At 76.1% G+C, this 14,513-nt stretch carries 18 protein-coding genes; 9 read left to right on the top strand and 9 right to left on the bottom strand.

Annotation, left to right across the window (positions count from 1 at the left end):
• Positions 1-27: 27 nt before the first annotated feature.
• Positions 28-1,647 carry an MDR family MFS transporter gene (locus KRAD_RS09795; RefSeq protein ID WP_012085412.1) on the top strand — a complete coding sequence of 540 codons (1,620 nt, stop codon included), beginning with the start codon at positions 28-30 and terminating at the stop codon, positions 1,645-1,647.
• A gap of 4 nt (positions 1,648-1,651) precedes the next feature.
• Here the strand turns inward: KRAD_RS09795 and KRAD_RS09790 are convergent, their stop codons facing one another.
• The 3 genes from KRAD_RS09790 to KRAD_RS26415 are packed head-to-tail and all read right to left on the bottom strand — an operon-like array spanning position 1,652 to position 4,642.
• On the bottom strand, positions 1,652-2,668 hold the full coding sequence (locus KRAD_RS09790; RefSeq protein ID WP_012085411.1) for a Gfo/Idh/MocA family oxidoreductase: 1,017 nt from the start codon (positions 2,666-2,668) through the stop codon (positions 1,652-1,654).
• A 49-nt stretch (positions 2,669-2,717) separates the two neighbouring features.
• Positions 2,718-3,371, bottom strand: a complete 654-nt coding sequence (locus tag KRAD_RS09785; protein WP_157873844.1) for a LuxR C-terminal-related transcriptional regulator — start codon at positions 3,369-3,371, stop codon at positions 2,718-2,720.
• Positions 3,372-3,400: 29 nt separating this feature from the next.
• Entirely contained in the window at positions 3,401-4,642 is a 1,242-nt protein-coding gene (locus tag KRAD_RS26415) for an ATP-binding protein (protein ID WP_012085409.1), read from the bottom strand.
• A 114-nt stretch (positions 4,643-4,756) separates the two neighbouring features.
• Between KRAD_RS26415 and KRAD_RS09775 the strand changes: the two genes are divergently transcribed.
• From KRAD_RS09775 to KRAD_RS09760, 4 genes are read left to right on the top strand one after another with little or no spacing between them, the layout of a single operon-like run.
• The gene (locus KRAD_RS09775) at positions 4,757-5,167 is read left to right on the top strand and encodes a PspC domain-containing protein (protein WP_012085408.1); all 411 of its coding nucleotides are present in this window, start codon (positions 4,757-4,759) and stop codon (positions 5,165-5,167) included.
• Between the two features lie 12 nt (positions 5,168-5,179).
• Positions 5,180-6,655 carry a PspC domain-containing protein gene (locus KRAD_RS09770; protein ID WP_012085407.1) on the top strand — a complete coding sequence of 492 codons (1,476 nt, stop codon included), beginning with the start codon at positions 5,180-5,182 and terminating at the stop codon, positions 6,653-6,655.
• Positions 6,652-6,897: a hypothetical protein gene (locus tag KRAD_RS09765; RefSeq protein ID WP_012085406.1), complete on the top strand. Its 246-nt coding sequence runs from the start codon at positions 6,652-6,654 to the stop codon at positions 6,895-6,897. Before KRAD_RS09770 ends, KRAD_RS09765 begins: the two co-directional genes overlap by 4 nt.
• Before the next feature lie 10 nt (positions 6,898-6,907).
• Positions 6,908-7,981: an aldose epimerase family protein gene (locus KRAD_RS09760; RefSeq protein ID WP_012085405.1), complete on the top strand. Its 1,074-nt coding sequence runs from the start codon at positions 6,908-6,910 to the stop codon at positions 7,979-7,981.
• A gap of 24 nt (positions 7,982-8,005) precedes the next feature.
• Here the strand turns inward: KRAD_RS09760 and KRAD_RS24210 are convergent, their stop codons facing one another.
• From KRAD_RS24210 to rpmB, 5 genes are all read right to left on the bottom strand, one after another.
• The gene (locus KRAD_RS24210) at positions 8,006-9,172 is read right to left on the bottom strand and encodes a GGDEF domain-containing protein (protein ID WP_157873558.1); all 1,167 of its coding nucleotides are present in this window, start codon (positions 9,170-9,172) and stop codon (positions 8,006-8,008) included.
• A 112-nt stretch (positions 9,173-9,284) separates the two neighbouring features.
• Entirely contained in the window at positions 9,285-9,407 is a 123-nt protein-coding gene (gene ykgO / locus KRAD_RS09750; protein ID WP_012085403.1) for a type B 50S ribosomal protein L36, read from the bottom strand.
• Positions 9,408-9,420: 13 nt separating this feature from the next.
• The gene (gene rpsN, locus KRAD_RS09745; RefSeq protein ID WP_012085402.1) at positions 9,421-9,726 is read right to left on the bottom strand and encodes a 30S ribosomal protein S14; all 306 of its coding nucleotides are present in this window, start codon (positions 9,724-9,726) and stop codon (positions 9,421-9,423) included.
• Between the two features lie 3 nt (positions 9,727-9,729).
• Positions 9,730-9,897 carry a 50S ribosomal protein L33 gene (rpmG, locus tag KRAD_RS09740; RefSeq protein ID WP_012085401.1) on the bottom strand — a complete coding sequence of 56 codons (168 nt, stop codon included), beginning with the start codon at positions 9,895-9,897 and terminating at the stop codon, positions 9,730-9,732.
• On the bottom strand, positions 9,897-10,133 hold the full coding sequence (rpmB, locus tag KRAD_RS09735) for a 50S ribosomal protein L28 (RefSeq protein ID WP_012085400.1): 237 nt from the start codon (positions 10,131-10,133) through the stop codon (positions 9,897-9,899). The genes rpmG and rpmB overlap by 1 nt, the downstream gene beginning before the upstream one ends.
• Before the next feature lie 74 nt (positions 10,134-10,207).
• Between rpmB and KRAD_RS09730 the strand changes: the two genes are divergently transcribed.
• Positions 10,208-10,462 carry a type B 50S ribosomal protein L31 gene (locus KRAD_RS09730; RefSeq protein ID WP_041292006.1) on the top strand — a complete coding sequence of 85 codons (255 nt, stop codon included), beginning with the start codon at positions 10,208-10,210 and terminating at the stop codon, positions 10,460-10,462.
• Here the strand turns inward: KRAD_RS09730 and KRAD_RS26410 are convergent.
• A complete protein-coding gene (locus tag KRAD_RS26410) occupies positions 10,447-10,824 on the bottom strand; it encodes a hypothetical protein (RefSeq protein WP_041292005.1) in 378 nt (125 codons plus the stop codon). The genes KRAD_RS09730 and KRAD_RS26410 overlap by 16 nt on opposite strands.
• 63 nt (positions 10,825-10,887) lie before the next feature.
• On the opposite strand from KRAD_RS26410, the gene KRAD_RS09720 reads away from it, so the two are divergent.
• Genes KRAD_RS09720 through KRAD_RS09710 form a run of 3 tightly spaced genes read left to right on the top strand, consistent with a single transcriptional unit; the run spans position 10,888 to position 14,502 of the window.
• A complete protein-coding gene (locus KRAD_RS09720; RefSeq protein WP_162145138.1) occupies positions 10,888-11,988 on the top strand; it encodes a GTP-binding protein in 1,101 nt (366 codons plus the stop codon).
• A 26-nt stretch (positions 11,989-12,014) separates the two neighbouring features.
• Positions 12,015-12,293 carry a DUF1490 family protein gene (locus KRAD_RS09715; RefSeq protein ID WP_049821140.1) on the top strand — a complete coding sequence of 93 codons (279 nt, stop codon included), beginning with the start codon at positions 12,015-12,017 and terminating at the stop codon, positions 12,291-12,293.
• A gap of 4 nt (positions 12,294-12,297) precedes the next feature.
• Positions 12,298-14,502, top strand: a complete 2,205-nt coding sequence (locus KRAD_RS09710; protein ID WP_012085397.1) for a heavy metal translocating P-type ATPase — start codon at positions 12,298-12,300, stop codon at positions 14,500-14,502.
• The last annotated feature ends 11 nt before the right edge of the window (positions 14,503-14,513 follow it).

The following is a 14,513-nucleotide window of genomic DNA, read 5'->3' as shown; positions in this document are numbered from 1 at the left end:
CCACCCCCACCCGCTGGAGCACCCCCGATGTCCACCCCCGCGCCGCTGAGCGCACCCCGCGACACCGCCGAGGCGAAACCCCGCATCGGCTGGATCTTCACCAGCCTCATGCTCGTCATGCTGCTGGCCTCCCTCGACCAGACCATCGTCGGGACGGCGCTGCCGACGATCGTCGGCGAGCTGGACGGGCTCGAGCACATGAGCTGGACGATCACCGCGTACACCCTCGCCCTGACGATCGCCATGCCCGTCTACGGCAAGCTCGGCGACCTCGTCGGCCGCAAGAACCTCTTCCTCGTCGCCATCGCCCTGTTCCTGCTCGGCTCCGCGCTGTGCGGGCTGTCCCAGGACATGCTGTGGCTCATCCTGTCCCGCGGCGTCCAGGGCCTCGGCGGCGCCGGCCTGATGATCATGTCGCAGACGATCATCGCCGACGTCGTCCCCGCCAAGGACCGCGCGAAGTACATGGCCCCCATCGGCGCGGTGTTCGGCGTCTCCTCCGTCGCCGGCCCGCTGCTCGGCGGCTGGCTCACCGACTCCGCGCACTGGCGCTGGGTGTTCTGGATCAACCTGCCGCTGGGGATCGTCGCCCTCGTCGTCGCCGCCGTCACCATCAAGCTGCCGCAGCGGAAGAACACCGCGAAGATCGACTACGCGGGGATGGTCCTGCTGGCCCTGGCCATCACCGGTCTCGTCCTGGTCACCAGCTGGGGCGGCAGCCAGTACGACTGGACCTCCGCCACGATCCTCGGCCTCGCCGCCGGGACGCTGGTCGCCGCGGTCGCGTTCGTCCTCGTCGAGCGCGCCGTCCCCGAACCGATCCTGCCGATGCGGCTGTTCCGCAACCGCACGTTCGTCGTCACCACGCTGCTCGGCCTCGTCGTCGGCGCCGGGATGATGGGCGCCCTGGCCTACCTGCCCACGTACCTGCAGATGTCCTACGGCGTCGACGCCACCGGGTCCGGCCTGCTGCTCATCCCCATGGTCGTCGCGCTGCTGGTCACCAGCATCGGTTCCGGTGCGGTGGTGACGAGGACGGGGCGGTACAAGTTCCTGCCGGTCGTCGGCACGCTCGTCGCCGCGGGCGGGATGTACGCCATGTCGACGATGACCCTCGACACCCCGCTCTGGCAGTTGTGCCTCTACGTCGCGGTCCTCGGCGCCGGCCTCGGCCTGTTCATGCAGATCATCGTGCTGGCCGTGCAGAACGCCGTCGACCCCCGCGAGATCGGCACCGCCACCTCGGCGAACAACCTGTTCCGCGAGTTCGGCGTCACCATCGGCATCGCGGTCCTCGGGACGCTGTTCAGCAGCCGCCTCACTGAGCGCCTCGGCGGGGCGCTGGGCGGGGACGTCGCCGCCGGCGGTCACGGCGGGGCGAGCTCCCTGACCCCCGCCGCGCTGGAGCAGCTCCCGCCGCAGGTCGCCGACCTCGTCGTGAACGCCTACGCCACGGCCCTGGTCCCGATGTTCGCCTGGATGGTCCCGATGTTCCTGCTCGGCACCGTCATCGCGTTCTTCCTCCCCGAGATCCCGCTGTCCAGCACCACGGCGCTGAGCGAGGGGGAGGCCGAGGCCGCGGGCGGGCAGCACGGCGAGGTCCCCGCCCAGGGCTCGCCCGCGACCCCCACCACCGTCGCGGAGTAACCCCTCAGGAGAGGTCGACCGCGACCGTCCGCCCCTCCCGCGCCGACGTCTCGCAGGCGTCGGCCAGCACGAGCGCCGCGCGCCCGTCCTCGAAACCCGGGGACGGGCTCGCGGTGGTGTCCTCGCCGCGGACGGTGGCGACGAACGCCGCGAGCTCCAGCTCGTAGGCCTCGCGGTAGCGCTCGAGGAAGAACCGGCGGTACGGCTCCCCGGTGGAGCTGGCGGAACCGGTGGAGGAGCGCACGAGCGTCGGGGTCACGTTGCCGACCTCCAGCATCCCCCCGGGCCCGAACGCCTCCAGGCGCTGGTCGTAGCCGTAGGCGCTGTGCCGGGAGTTCGTGATGACGATCGACTCCCCGCCCGCCCCGACGAGCGTGGTGACGGCGGCGTCGAAGTCGCCGTGCCCGGCGATCCCGGCGTCGAACTGCCGCAACCCGACGGCGGTCACCGCGACGACGTCGGGGACGAAGGACCGGGCGGTGTCGAGGTCGTGGATGGCCATGTCGCGGAAGATGCCGCCCGAGAGGGGCACGTAGTCCGCGGGCGGGGGTTCGGGGTCGCGGCTGGTGATGGCCAGGTGCTCCAGGCGGCCGATCTCCCCGGCCGCCACCCGGCGCCGCAGCTCGGCGAAGTGCGGGTCGAAGCGGCGGTTGAAGCCGAGGACGACGGGCGACGTCGCGGCGCGCGCGCGGTCGCGGATCGCGTCGACGCGGGCGAGGTCGAGGTCGATCGGCTTCTCGCACAGCACGGGGACGCCCGCGTCCAGGCAGGCGGCGACGAGGTCGACGTGGGTGGGCGTGGGGGAGGCGACGACCACCGCGTCGACGTCGTCGGCGCGGATCGCCGCCAGCGGGTCCGAGGTCGCCCGGCCCCCGAACGCGGCGGTCGTCCGCTCCGCACCGGCGAGGAGGGTGTCGCACACGACCTGCAGGACGGCGTCGGGACTGGCGTGGACGTTCGCGGCGTGGACCTGGCCGATGCGGCCGGTGCCGATGAGCGCGAAGCGCACGGGCTGGGACATCGGTGTCCTTCCGGGAGGGCGTGCGGTCCGGCGGTGGACCGGTCCAACCCTAGAGCAGGCGGCGGGCCGCGGCCCAGCGGGTCAGCTCGTTGCGGTTGGACAGCTGCAGCTTGCGCAGCACCGCCGACACGTGGGTCTCCACCGTCTTCACCGAGATGAACAGCTCCTTCGCCACCTCCTTGTAGGCGTAGCCGCGGGCGATGAGCCGCATCACCTCCCGCTCGCGCGCCGAGAGCCGGTCCAGCTCGTCGTCGGCCGCGGCGACCTCACCCGCCCCCGCGCCGAACGCGTCGAGCACGAACCCCGCCAGCCGCGGGGAGAACACCGCGTCCCCCTCCGCGACCCGGCGCACCGCCGCGGCGAGGTCGTCGCCACTGATCGCCTTCGTCACGTACCCGCGCGCGCCGCGGCGGATCACGGCGATGACGTCGTCGGCGGCGTCGGAGACCGACAGGGCCAGGAACCGCACCGGCGGGTCGGCGCTCAGCAGCGCCGCCGACCGCGCGAGCACCTGCGCCCCGCCGGACCCCGCGCCCGGGGCGGGGTTCTCGTCCGGCCCGGCGGGCAGGTGCACGTCGAGCAGCACGACGTCGGGCCGCAACCGCTCCACCGCCGCCACCGCGCCCGCCACGTCCGCGGCCTCGCCCACGACCTCCAGGTCCTGCGCGCCGGACAGCTCCGCGCGGACCCCCGAGCGGACCATGCGGTGGTCGTCGACCACGAGGACGCGGATCACGCCGCACCCCCCGGCAGCCGCAGGGCGACCTCGGTGCCCCCGTCGGCGGGACGGCGGACGCTGGCCGAACCCCCGGCCCGCCGCATCCGGCCGATGATCGACTCCCGCACCCCCAGCCGGTCCTCGGGGACGTCGTCCACCTCGAAGCCCGGACCGCGGTCGCGCACGAACACCTCCACCCCACCCCCTCCCGGGGCACCCGCCGGCTCGGCGAACACCGACACCGTCCCCCCCGCGTGCCGCCCCGCGTTCAGCAGCGCCTCGCGCGCGGCCTGGGCCAGCGACGTCAGCGGCTTGTCGAGGGGGCGGTTGTCGAGGTCCCCCACGACGACGACCTCCACGACCGCCCCCGACACGTCCTCCACCTCCGTCGCCGCCGCCCGCAGCGCCGCGCCCAGCGTCCCCGCGGTCTGCCCGTGGTCGCCGTACAGCCACTGCCGCAGCTCGCGCTCCTGGCGCCGGGCCAGCCGGGCGACCTCGCCCCCGTCGCCGGAACGCTTCTGGATGAGGGTCAGCGTCTGCAGCACCGAGTCGTGGACGTGGGCGGCGAACTCGGCCCGTTCCTGCTCCCGGGCCAGCGCCGCGCGCTCCTCGCCGAGGTCCTGCCACAACCGCACCGCCCACGGCGCCAGCACCACCGCCGCCCCGGCGAGGATCCCCAGCCCCGCCAGGGCCGAGCGCCAGAACTGCTCCGGGTCCCCGACGGTGAAGAGGAACAGCACCGCCAGCACCACGAGGGTCACCCCGAGGCCCACCCGCAGCGCCGCGGTCCGGCTCGCGGTGGAGTCCTCCACGAACCGCCGCCGCCGCGTCGCGTCGAGCTGGCTCCAGGCCAGCACCAGCCCCGCCCCCGCCACCAGCGCCGGCGCGGTGATCCGGGCCGAGCCGTCCAGCAGGTTCATCGCGGGCACCAGCCCGAACCCCACGACCAGCGCGACGCCGACGAGGGCGTTGCGGTGGGCCAGGACCCACGCCGAGGGGTCGGAGCGCTGCTCGGGCGGCAGCGCGAGCTGGCGCTCGTCGGGCAGCAGCAGCCACCACGCCGCGTAGAGGGCCAGGCCGAACCCCCCGAGGAACGCCCCGGCGACGAGCACCGCCCGCACCCGCGACAACGGGATGCCGGTGTGGGCGGCGACCCCCGCGGCCACCCCGGCGACGCGGCGGTGCTCCACCGCCCGCACCAGCGGCGGCCGCGCCGCCGGGGGCGCGTCCGGGAGTTCCGTCGTCCGTGTGCTCACCCGCCGATCGTGGCACGCGGACCCCGCCCCGGGGATCCCCCGAGCCCGAGGACCAGGGTCGACTCAGGGGAACCCCCGATGCCCCGGGGGTGCTCCGGGGAGCAGTCTCGAACCATGACATCCACCGAGAACACCCAGCACTCCCAGACCCACCAGGAACCGCACCTGGAGGCCACGCCGGTGCGGCCGAGCGCCGCCGACCGGTTCTTCGCCGCGCTCCGCCGCTCCGGCCCGACCCGCAGCTCCGACCGCTGGGTCGCCGGGGTCGCCGGCGGCACCGCCCGGCGCCTGGGCGTCGACCCCCTCGCCGTGCGCGTCGCGTTCGTCGTCCTCAGCCTGTTCGGCGGTCTCGGCCTGGGCCTCTACGGCCTCGCGTGGGCCCTGCTGCCCGACGCGACCGGCCGCATCGAGGCCCAGGCCGCGCACCGCGGCGACGTCTCCGGCGCCCTCGCCGTCGCCGTCGGCCTCGTCGTCCTCGACCTGATCCTCGGCCAGGGCCTGCTCGGCCTCGGCTGGGTCTTCTGACAGGCTCGAACCGTGAGCAGCAGCGTCCAGCCGGACGGCCGGGCCGGGTTCTTCACCTCCGTGCGCGCCCTGGGCGCCGTCCGCGGCGAGGACCGCTGGTTCGCGGGGGTCTGCGGCGGCGTCGCGGCCCGCACGGGCCTGGACCCGCTGCTGGTGCGGGGGATCGTCGCCGCCCTCACCGTCGTCGGCGGCCTGGGCCTGGCCTGCTACGGCCTGGCGTGGCTGCTGATGCCCGACGCCCGCCGGGACACCGGCGACGGCGGCCGCATCGAGGTCGAGGCCGCCACCCGCGGCGACGTCTCGGGAGCGGCCTGGCTGGCCGGCGCCCTCGTCGTCGTCGACCTCGCCGTCCCGCGCGCCCTGATCGGGGTCGGGACCGGCGGGTGGGACGGGCCCGGCTGGGGCTTCCTCGTCACCACCCTCGTCGGGCTGCTGTGCTGGTGGCTGCTGCGCGACCAGCGGTTCCCGCGCCCCGAGCCCCCCGCGCGCCCCGCCGCCCCCGAACGCGCTCCCGCGGCCGGGCCCGCCCCCGCCGCCCCCGAACGCGCTCCCGCGGCCGGGCCCGCCCCCGCCGCCCCCCGCGTCTCGCTCGTCAAGGCCCCGCGCGTCGAGGCCCCGCGCGAACCCGTCGCCGGGTTCGGCTCCAGCACCGAACGCGCCGCCGCCGCCCGCCAGGCGAAGCTGGAGGCCAAGCTCCGCGACGCCGCCCTCAAGGGGCAGCGGGCGGTCGCGAAGGCCGAGGCGTCCCGCGCCCGCCGCCGCCCCGGTTCCCCGCTGCTCACCACCGCCGTCCTCGGCCTGGCCCTGCTCGCCGCCGGCGCCGTCGTCCTGGCCGGGGTGCTCCTCGACCTGCCGGGCCGGACCCTGCCGCTGGCCCTGTGCGCGGCCGTCGCCGTCATGGGGACCGGCGCCGTCGTCGCCGGGTTGCGGGCCCGCCGCACCGCCCTCGTGGGTCTCGCCTGGCCGGCCGCGCTCTGCGCCGTCGCCGCCGCCGTGCTGCCCCCCGCCACCGGCTGGACCTGGCAGGTCGACCAGACGTGGCGGCCCACCGGCGCCGACGCCCGCAGCTCCGCCGTGGGCCGGTTGCAGGTCGACCCCTCCGCCCTCGACGGCGGCCCGGCGCGCGCCACCGTCGCCGCCGGCCGCCTCGACGTCCTCGTCCCCGACGACGCCACCGTCCTCGTCGAGGTGCGCGTCCTCGCCGGGTCGCTGCGCTGGCAGGGCGACGACGGGGTCGTCGGGATCGGCGGCGAACCCGGCGGCACCGGCCAGGACAGCGCCGGGGCCACCACCCTCGGCGGCACCGACCTCACGCAGGTCCTCGCCGTGGGTCCCGGCGCCGCCGCCCTCGCCGAGGCCGTCGTCGTCCGCGGCGAGGACCCCGACGGCTGGACCGTGCCGTCCGGCACCCCCGAGCTCGTCGCCGTCGCCTGGACCGGTGAGGTCCGCGTCGGTGCCGCCGGGTCCGACACCCTGGAGGGACCGTGACCGAGCACCCGCGCGAGGACGAGCCCCGCCCGCCCCGCACCCCCGACCTCGGCGCCGTCCTCGGCGGCCTCGTCCTGCTGGCGGTCGCCGTCGCCGTCGCCGCCCACGAGGTCCTCGACCGCAGCTGGGACTGGCGCTGGTACGCCGCCGGGGTCCTGCTGCTGTCCGGCCTGGGCGTCGTGACGACGGCGGTCGTGGGGGCGGTGGGCGGTCGGCGGGCCGGGTCGCGGCCTCCCCGGTAGCGTCCCCGTCGTGGAGAACCTGACGGGAACGGTGAGCGTCGACGAGGACTGGGGCCGGCTCGAGGACGGGCGCCCGGTCGGGCGCTGGGTCCTGGACGACGGCACCGTGCAGGTCGCCCTCGTCGAGCACGGCGCCCGCGTCCAGTCGGTGCTGGCCCCCGACCGCGACGGCCGCCGCGCCGACGTCGTCCTCGGGTTCGCCGACCTGGCCCCCTACGCGGGCAAGGGCCGTTCCTTCGGCGCCACCGTCGGCCGGTTCGCCAACCGGATCCGCGGCGGCGCGTTCCCCCTCGACGGTCTCGAGGTCGCCGTCCCCCCGACCGACCGGGGCCACGCGATCCACGGCGGGCCGCACCCGTTCTCGGAGAAGCTCTGGACCGCCCACCCCGTCGAGGGGGCGTGCGGGGTCCGGTTCTCCCTGCTGAGCCCCGACGGGGACAACGGGTTCCCCGGCGCCCTGTCGGTCCACGTCGCCTACGCCCTGCACGACGGGATCCTGGCGGTCACCACGAGCGCGACGACGGACGCGACGACCGTCGTGAACCTCACGAACCACGCCTACTGGAACCTCGCCGGCGAGGGGTCGGGGACGGTCGACGCCCACCTCGTGCAGGTCCTCGCCGACGCGTTCCTGCCCGTGGACGAGGGCGGAGTGCCGACGGGGGAGTTCCGTCCCGTGGCGGGCACGCCGTTCGACCTGCGCGAACCCGTCCCGGTCGGCTACCGCGTCGAGCTCGACGACGAGCAGCTGCGGCGCGGGAAGGGGTTCGACCACTGCTACGTCCTGGCCGACGTCCCCGGCGGGCGGCGGGACGTGACGCGCGCCGCGCAGGTGGAGGAGCCGGTCTCGGGCCGGACGCTGGAGGTCTGGACGGACCAGCCCGGGGTGCAGTTCTTCACCGGCGGATCGCTGGCGGGGACCCTCGTCGGCAAGGCCGGGGCGGCCTACGGTCCGCGGGACGGGCTGGCGCTGGAGGCGCAGGGTTTCCCCGACGCCCCCAACCACCCGGAGTTCCCCTCGACGGTCCTGCTGCCCGGTGAGGAGTTCCGCACGGTCACCGAGTTCCGCTTCGGCGTGGCCTGAGCCGCCCCGGCCGAGCCGTCCGCTTCAGCCGGACCGGCCCGGGAGGCGGGGGGCCGGTGCACCCGCCCGGGCGGGGTCCGCGGGGGTCACCTCCCCGGGTTCCTCGACGCAGACGCGGTTGCGGCCGGTGCTCTTGGCCCGGTAGAGCAGCCGGTCGGCGCGGGACTGCAGCTCGTCCACGAGGCACGGCACCCCCGGTTCCGGCGGGCAGGAGGCCACGCCGGCGCTGACGGTGACCGGTGGCCGGCCGCCGTCGGCCACGACGGCGGCCCGCAGCCGTTCCCCGAGGCGGGCGACGTCCCCGGGTTCGGTGGCGGTGGCGACGACGAGGAACTCCTCGCCCCCGATGCGGGCGACGAGGTCGGTGGGTCGCGCGGTGGCGGCGAGGACGGCCGCGATCCGGATCAGCACGGCGTCGCCGGCGTCGTGGCCGAGGGTGTCGTTCACCGTCTTGAAGTGGTCGACGTCGAGGAGGACCGCGCCGGTGGGGCCGAGTCCCCTCCCGCCGGCCGCGGCGGCCTCCAGGGCCAGGCGCAGCCCGCGGCGGTTCAGCAGGCCCGTGAGGGGGTCGTGCCCGGCGAGGTCGTCCGCCCGGTCGCGCGCGAGGGTCAGCAGCGCGACCGCGGTGTCGAGGCGGCGGCGCAGGACGAACAGCCCGACGACGCTGAGCACCAGCACCATCTGCACGGCCAGGACGCGCATCGCCCGTTCCTCGCCGTCGCCGGGGATCCCGGCGACGAGGGCGGAACCGGCGGCCACGGCGAGGGCCAGGTGGCCCAGCATGGAGCGGGTGCTGGTGAACATCGCGGCGTAGAGGGGGCCCACGACGAGCGCCATCACCGCCGTCTGGCGGAAGGCGGAGTCGTCGATGGTGAGGGTGAGGACGGAGAGGACGCCGGTGGCCCACACCGACCACCAGCCCTGGGCGCGCCCGGTGCGCCGCTGCCGCAGGATCGCGAACGCCGCGACCGGGGGGGCGAGCACGCCCCCGCCGAGGACGACACCGGTCGTGCCGGGGTGCAGGAACTCCGGCACCAGGACCACGACGGCCACCGCGAGGAGCAGCAGGCCGGGGGCGCACAGGACGGTGAACACCTCGCTGGCCCGCAGCGAAGCCAGGTCCGGGGCGGGCGCGGGGACGGCGCGGCCGCCGGCCGGCGCCGGTGCGCGTCCTGCTCCCCGTGGTCCCACCGTCACCACATCGGCAGCCGGGGCGGGGGACTCCAGTCCCCACCCCCCGGACGGGTGGTGCCCCGGCCCGGCGGGGCCGGGGCACGGGGCCTCCGCGACCCCGCCCGGCGGGTCAGCCCTGGCGCGCCTTCCAGCGGGGGTTGCGCTTGTTGAGGACGTACGTCTTCCCGCGGCGGCGGACGACGATGGAGCCCTCCTTCTGCTTGAGGCTCTTCAGGGACGCGCGGACCTTCACGGCGGTCCTCCTCTCACCAGCTCGACTTCGTGACGCCGGGCAGTTCCCCGGCGTGGGCCATCTCGCGCACCCGGATGCGGGAAAGGCCGAACTTCCGCAGCGTCCCGCGGGGCCGGCCGTCGGCGGCGTCGCGGTTGCGCACGCGGGTCGGGCTGGCGTCGCGGGGGAGGCGCTGCAGGGCGAGGCGCGCGGCGGCGCGCTCCTCCTCGCCGGCGGTGACGGCCACGGCGGTGCGCTTGAGCTCCGCCCGGCGCGCGGCGTGGTGGGCGACGACCTCCTTGCGCTGCTCGTTCTTGGCGATCTTGCTCTTCTTGGCCACGGTTCAGCGCTCCTCTCGGAAGTCGACGTGCCGGCGCAGCACGGGGTCGTACTTGCGGACGACCATGCGGTCGGGGTCGTTGCGGCGGTTCTTGCGGGTGACGTAGGTGTACCCGGTGCCCCCGGTGGAGCGGAGCTTGATGACGGGGCGGACGTCCTGGGACTTCGCCATCAGAACCTCTCCCCGCGGGCCCGCAGGTCCGCGATCACGGATTCGATGCCGCGCTCGTCGACGGTCTTGATGCCGCGCGCGGAGACGGTCAGCGTCACGGTGCGCCCCAGGGAGGGGACGAACCACCTCTTGCGCTGGACGTTGGGGTCGAAGCGGCGGTTGGTGCGCCGGTGCGAGTGCGAGACGGACTTGCCGAAGCCCGGGACGGCCCCGGTGACCTGGCAGCGAGCGGACACGTGTCCTCCCTGGTCGTGACGGACGGACGGGTGGGTCGTACTATTGAGAACGTATCTCATCTACAGGAGGAATCGTGAAACCGGACCTGCACCCCGCCTACGGCCCCGTCGTCTTCCGCGACAAGGCCGCGGGCACCGCGTTCCTGTCCAACTCGACCCTCGCGGCGCGCCGCGACCTGCCGACCCTGGAGTGGGAGGACGGCGCCACCTACCCGGTGTTCGACGTCGACGTCTCGGCGGCCAGCCACCCGTTCTGGACCGGCAACGCCCGGGTCCTGGACACCGAGGGGCGCGTGGAGAAGTTCCGGCGCCGCTACGCGCGCGGCTGACCCCCCGCTCGCGAGTGGACCCCCGCCGGCTGCGTCGCCGCGACCCGGTGGCGCAGCGCGGCGGGCGGGTCGCCCAGACCCGCCAGGGGTCCGCCGATCCACTCCAGCGCCGCGGCGGTCTCGGTGGCGGTGAGGTCGCGCAGCCACACCAGCCGCCCCGGCCGCGGGGCGGACCGGGCGAACTCCACGCCGACGCCCAGGCAGGCGTGGGCGGGGGCCGTCGCCCCGGGGTCCAGCGCCACGAGGACGAGGTCGCGCGAGCGGCGCACGACGTGCCGCGCCCGGTGCAGCAGACCGGGTTCGCTCGCGGGGACGAGCACCCAGCCCCGGGACGGGGACGGGGCGGGGGCGGGGCGGGGCACGGCTCCTCCAGGGGTCGGGGGACTGCTAACGTCACCCTAGACGAGAATCGTTCTCATGTGGAGGTGTCCGTGTCCCCCGTCCTGCCGATCACCGTCCTGACCTCGGTCCACCCGCTCCAGCGCGACCTGGCCACCGGCACGGTGTTCTGCGACGTCCCCGGCGCCGCCGTCCTGCGCTACGACCTCACCCCCGACGGCCTGCGGCGCGTCGTCAGCGACTTCGGCGGCGTGGTCGAGGACGTCGTCGTCCCCCTCGAGCACGCCTGCGCCGGCTGCGCCCAGCGCGAGGACGTCCTGCCCACCGTGGCCGCCATCGCCGCCGGCGGGCGCTGGTCCACCCTCGTGCTGGTCCCGCCCGTCGGGAGCGACCCCACCCCGCTGGTGGCGGCCCTGTGCGCGGACGAGGACCTGCGGGAGGCCGTCGCCGTGCGCGGCGTCGTCACCGTCGTCGACGCCGCCACCCTCGTCGAGGACCTCCTCGGCGACGCCCTGCTCTCCGAGCGCGGCCTCGCCACCCACGACGACGACGAGCGCGCCGTCGGCGAGGCCCTGGCCGGGCAGCTCGACGAGGCCGACCTCGTCCTGGCCGCCGGGACCGCCGACGACCGCGCCCGGACCCTGCTGGCCCACCTGTGCGGGCCCGCGGTCCCCGTGCTGGAGCTGGAGGGCGCCGACGGCGCGCAGGTGCTCGCCCCCCTCGGCGCGGGCCGGTGCACCGGGGCGCGCGCCGACCTCCTGACGGTGCGTCGCCCCCCGGTCCCCGACACCTCCGGGGTCTGGACGATCGAGCTGACCTCCCGGGGCACGCTGCACCCGGACCGGCTGCTGGACCGCGTCGAGGACCTCGGGGCCGGGCGGCTGCGCGCCCGCGGCACCTTCCGCCTCACCAGCCGGCCGGGCACCGTCTGCGCGTGGAACGGCGCCGGCGGGCAGCTCAGCATCGGCGAGACGGGTCCCTGGTCGCCGGGCGGGCGCAGCACCCACCTCGTCGTCACCGGCACCGAACCCGCTGAGCGCGAACGCGTCCGCCGCGCCTTCGCCGACGTCCTCGCCACCCCGGACGAGGAGGCCGCCGGCCACGGCGACCCGGGGGAGGACGGGTTCGAGGCGTGGCTGGGACCGCGCAGCGGCCACGCGTCCGCCGCGCCCCTCGTGGTGGAATGAACCCCCGTCGTACCAGGAGGTCCCTCGTGCTGCCCATCGCCGCCCCCCTCGGGCGCCTCGCCCTCACCGCCGTCGCCTCGGCCGGCATCGTCAAGGCCCTCGGCGACGGCCGCGGGGGCAACGCCCTGCGCCGCCTCGCCGTGAACGGCGCCAAGGCCGGCATCAAGGCCTCCCGCGCCGCCGAGACCGGCGTCGAGCGGCTGCGGCTGGGCACCGGCGACATCGTCGCGCAGGCCTACGACGAGCTCGGCGAGCAGGTGCCGGTGCCGCCGACCCCGCAGGCCGGGCACGACCACGAGCACTGAGCCCGTGCTGCTCTCCCCGCTGAACGTCGTCTCGGTCACCGCCGGGCGGGCCCGCTTCCAGGCGGACTGGCTGCGCCGCAGCCCCGGGCGCGCGGTCGCGGCGGAGGAGGCGCTGGACCGCCTCGACGGGGTCCGCCTCGCCCGCGCCTACCCGGTGACGGGCGGGGTCGTCGTGCACTTCGACCCCGACGCCCTCGGCGTGGAGGAGCTCACCGCGGCGGTCGCCTCCAGCGCCGCCGTCCCCGCCGACGCCGCCCCCTCCCGCACCCCGCGCTCGGCCGACGTCGGCAACGGCGAGGTCGCCCGCATCGCCGTCGGCGGGGCCGCGCTGGCCCTGCTCGGGCTGCGCCGCTACGCCTTCGGGCGCCCGCCGCTGCTCGGGCCGACATCCCGCCTCATCGCCACCGGCGTCACGATCTTCTCCGGCTACCCCTTCCTCAAGGGGGCGGTCGGCTCGCTCCTCGGCCGCCGCAGCGCCGGCACCGACGCCCTGGTCTCGGCCGCGACGGTGGCGAGCCTGCTGCTGCGCGAGAACGTCGTCGCCCTCACCGTGCTGTGGCTGCTGAACATCGGGGAGTACCTGCAGGACCTCACCCTGCGCCGCACCCGGCGCGCGATCGCGGACCTGCTCACCGGCAGCGAGACCCACGCCTGGGTCCGCCGCACCGCCGCCGACGGGTCGGTCGTCGAGCAGCAGGTCGACCTCGCCGAGCTGCACGTCGGCGACCTCGTCGTCGTGTTCGAGCAGTCCACCGTCCCCGTCGACGGCGAGGTCGTCGAGGGCGAGGCCGTCGTGGACCAGGCCGCGCTGACGGGGGAGAACCTCCCCGTCCAGCGCACCGCCGGCGACCCCGTGCTGGCCGGCAGCGTGAACCTGCGCGGCCGCCTCGTGGTGCGCGCCACCGCCACCGGCCAGGACACCGCGGTGGGCCGGATCATCGCCCGCGTCGAGGACGCCCAGGCCGACCGCGCGCCGGTGCAGACCGTCGGCGACGCGTTCAGCCGCAAGTTCGTCCCCGCCTCCTTCGGGCTGGCGCTGGCGACGCTCGTGCTGACCCGCGACGTGCGCCGGGCCATGACGATGCTGCTCATCGCCTGCCCCTGCGCGGTCGGCCTGGCCACGCCCACGGCCATCAGCGCCGCCATCGGCAACGGCGCGCGGCGCGGCATCCTCGTCAAGGGCGGTTCGCACCTGGAGGCCGCCGGGCGCGTCGACGCGTTCGTCTTCGACAAGACCGGGACCCTCACCGTGGGCCGTCCCGTCGTGACGAACGTGCTGTCCTTCCGCGACGACTGGACCCCCGAGCAGGTGCTGTCCGAGGCCGCGAACTCCGAGGTCCACTCCAAGCACCCGCTGGCCCAGGCCGTCATCCGCTCCACCGAGGAACGCCGCCTGCTCATCCCCACCCACGAGGAGTGCGAGGTCCTGCTGGGGCTGGGGATGCGGGTCCAGGCCAACGGCCGGGTCCTGCTGGTCGGCAGCGCCGCCCTCATGGACGCCGAGGGGGTGGCGGTCGACGACCACGCCCGCGGGTGGGTCGAGGAGCTGCAGCGGGCCGCCGAGACGCCGCTGCTGCTGGCCGTCGACGGGGTGCTGACCGGTCTGGTCAGCCTGCGCGACGAGGTGCGCCCGGAGGCCCGGGAGGTCCTGGACGCGTTGCGCGCCAGCGGGGTCCAGCGGATCGTCATGCTCACCGGCGACAACCCCGGGACCGCCGCGGCCGTCGCCGCCGAACTGGGCATCGAGGAGTTCCGCTCCGAGGTCATGCCCGAGGACAAGCAGGACGTCGTGCGGCTGCTGCAGGCCGAGGGGTACACCGTCGCGGTCGTCGGGGACGGCACCAACGACGCGCCCGCCCTGGCGCTGGCCGACCTCGGCATCGCCATGGGGATGTCGGGCACCGACGTCGCGGTGGAGACCGCCGACGTCGCGCTCGTCGGCGACGACCTGCGGCGCCTGCTGCAGCTGCGCGACCTCGGCGACCGGACCCTCGGCCTCATCAAGCAGAACTACGGCGCGTCCATCGCGGTCAACGGCTTCGGCCTCGCGCTGGGGGCGGCGGGGGCGCTGTCGCCGGTGCTGGCCGCGATCGCGCACAACGCCTCGTCGGTGTTCGTCGCCGTGAACTCCGCCCGCCTGATCCGCTACCGGATCCCCCCGCGGGCGCGCGAGCGCCGCCCGTCCCCGGCCGGGGGCGGCGCCGCGTAGGGTTCCCCGCC

Source organism: Kineococcus radiotolerans SRS30216 = ATCC BAA-149, assembly GCF_000017305.1.
Classification (GTDB): domain Bacteria; phylum Actinomycetota; class Actinomycetes; order Actinomycetales; family Kineococcaceae; genus Kineococcus; species Kineococcus radiotolerans.
The sequence above is the reverse complement of the archived record's forward strand: the minus strand, read 5'-3'. Positions and strand labels throughout refer to the sequence as shown.

What these genes read in the sequence shown, in the direction of transcription:
- KRAD_RS09775 (WP_012085408.1), top strand. Translation starts at nt 4,757, where the DNA reads ATGACATCCACCGAGAACACCCAGCACTCCCAGACCCACCAGGAACCG.
- KRAD_RS09785 (WP_157873844.1), bottom strand. Translation starts at nt 3,371, where the DNA reads ATGGTCCGCTCGGGGGTCCGCGCGGAGCTGTCCGGCGCGCAGGACCTG.
- rpmG (WP_012085401.1), bottom strand. Translation starts at nt 9,897, where the DNA reads ATGGCGAAGTCCCAGGACGTCCGCCCCGTCATCAAGCTCCGCTCCACC.
- KRAD_RS09790 (WP_012085411.1), bottom strand. Translation starts at nt 2,668, where the DNA reads ATGTCCCAGCCCGTGCGCTTCGCGCTCATCGGCACCGGCCGCATCGGC.
- KRAD_RS09795 (WP_012085412.1), top strand. Translation starts at nt 28, where the DNA reads ATGTCCACCCCCGCGCCGCTGAGCGCACCCCGCGACACCGCCGAGGCG.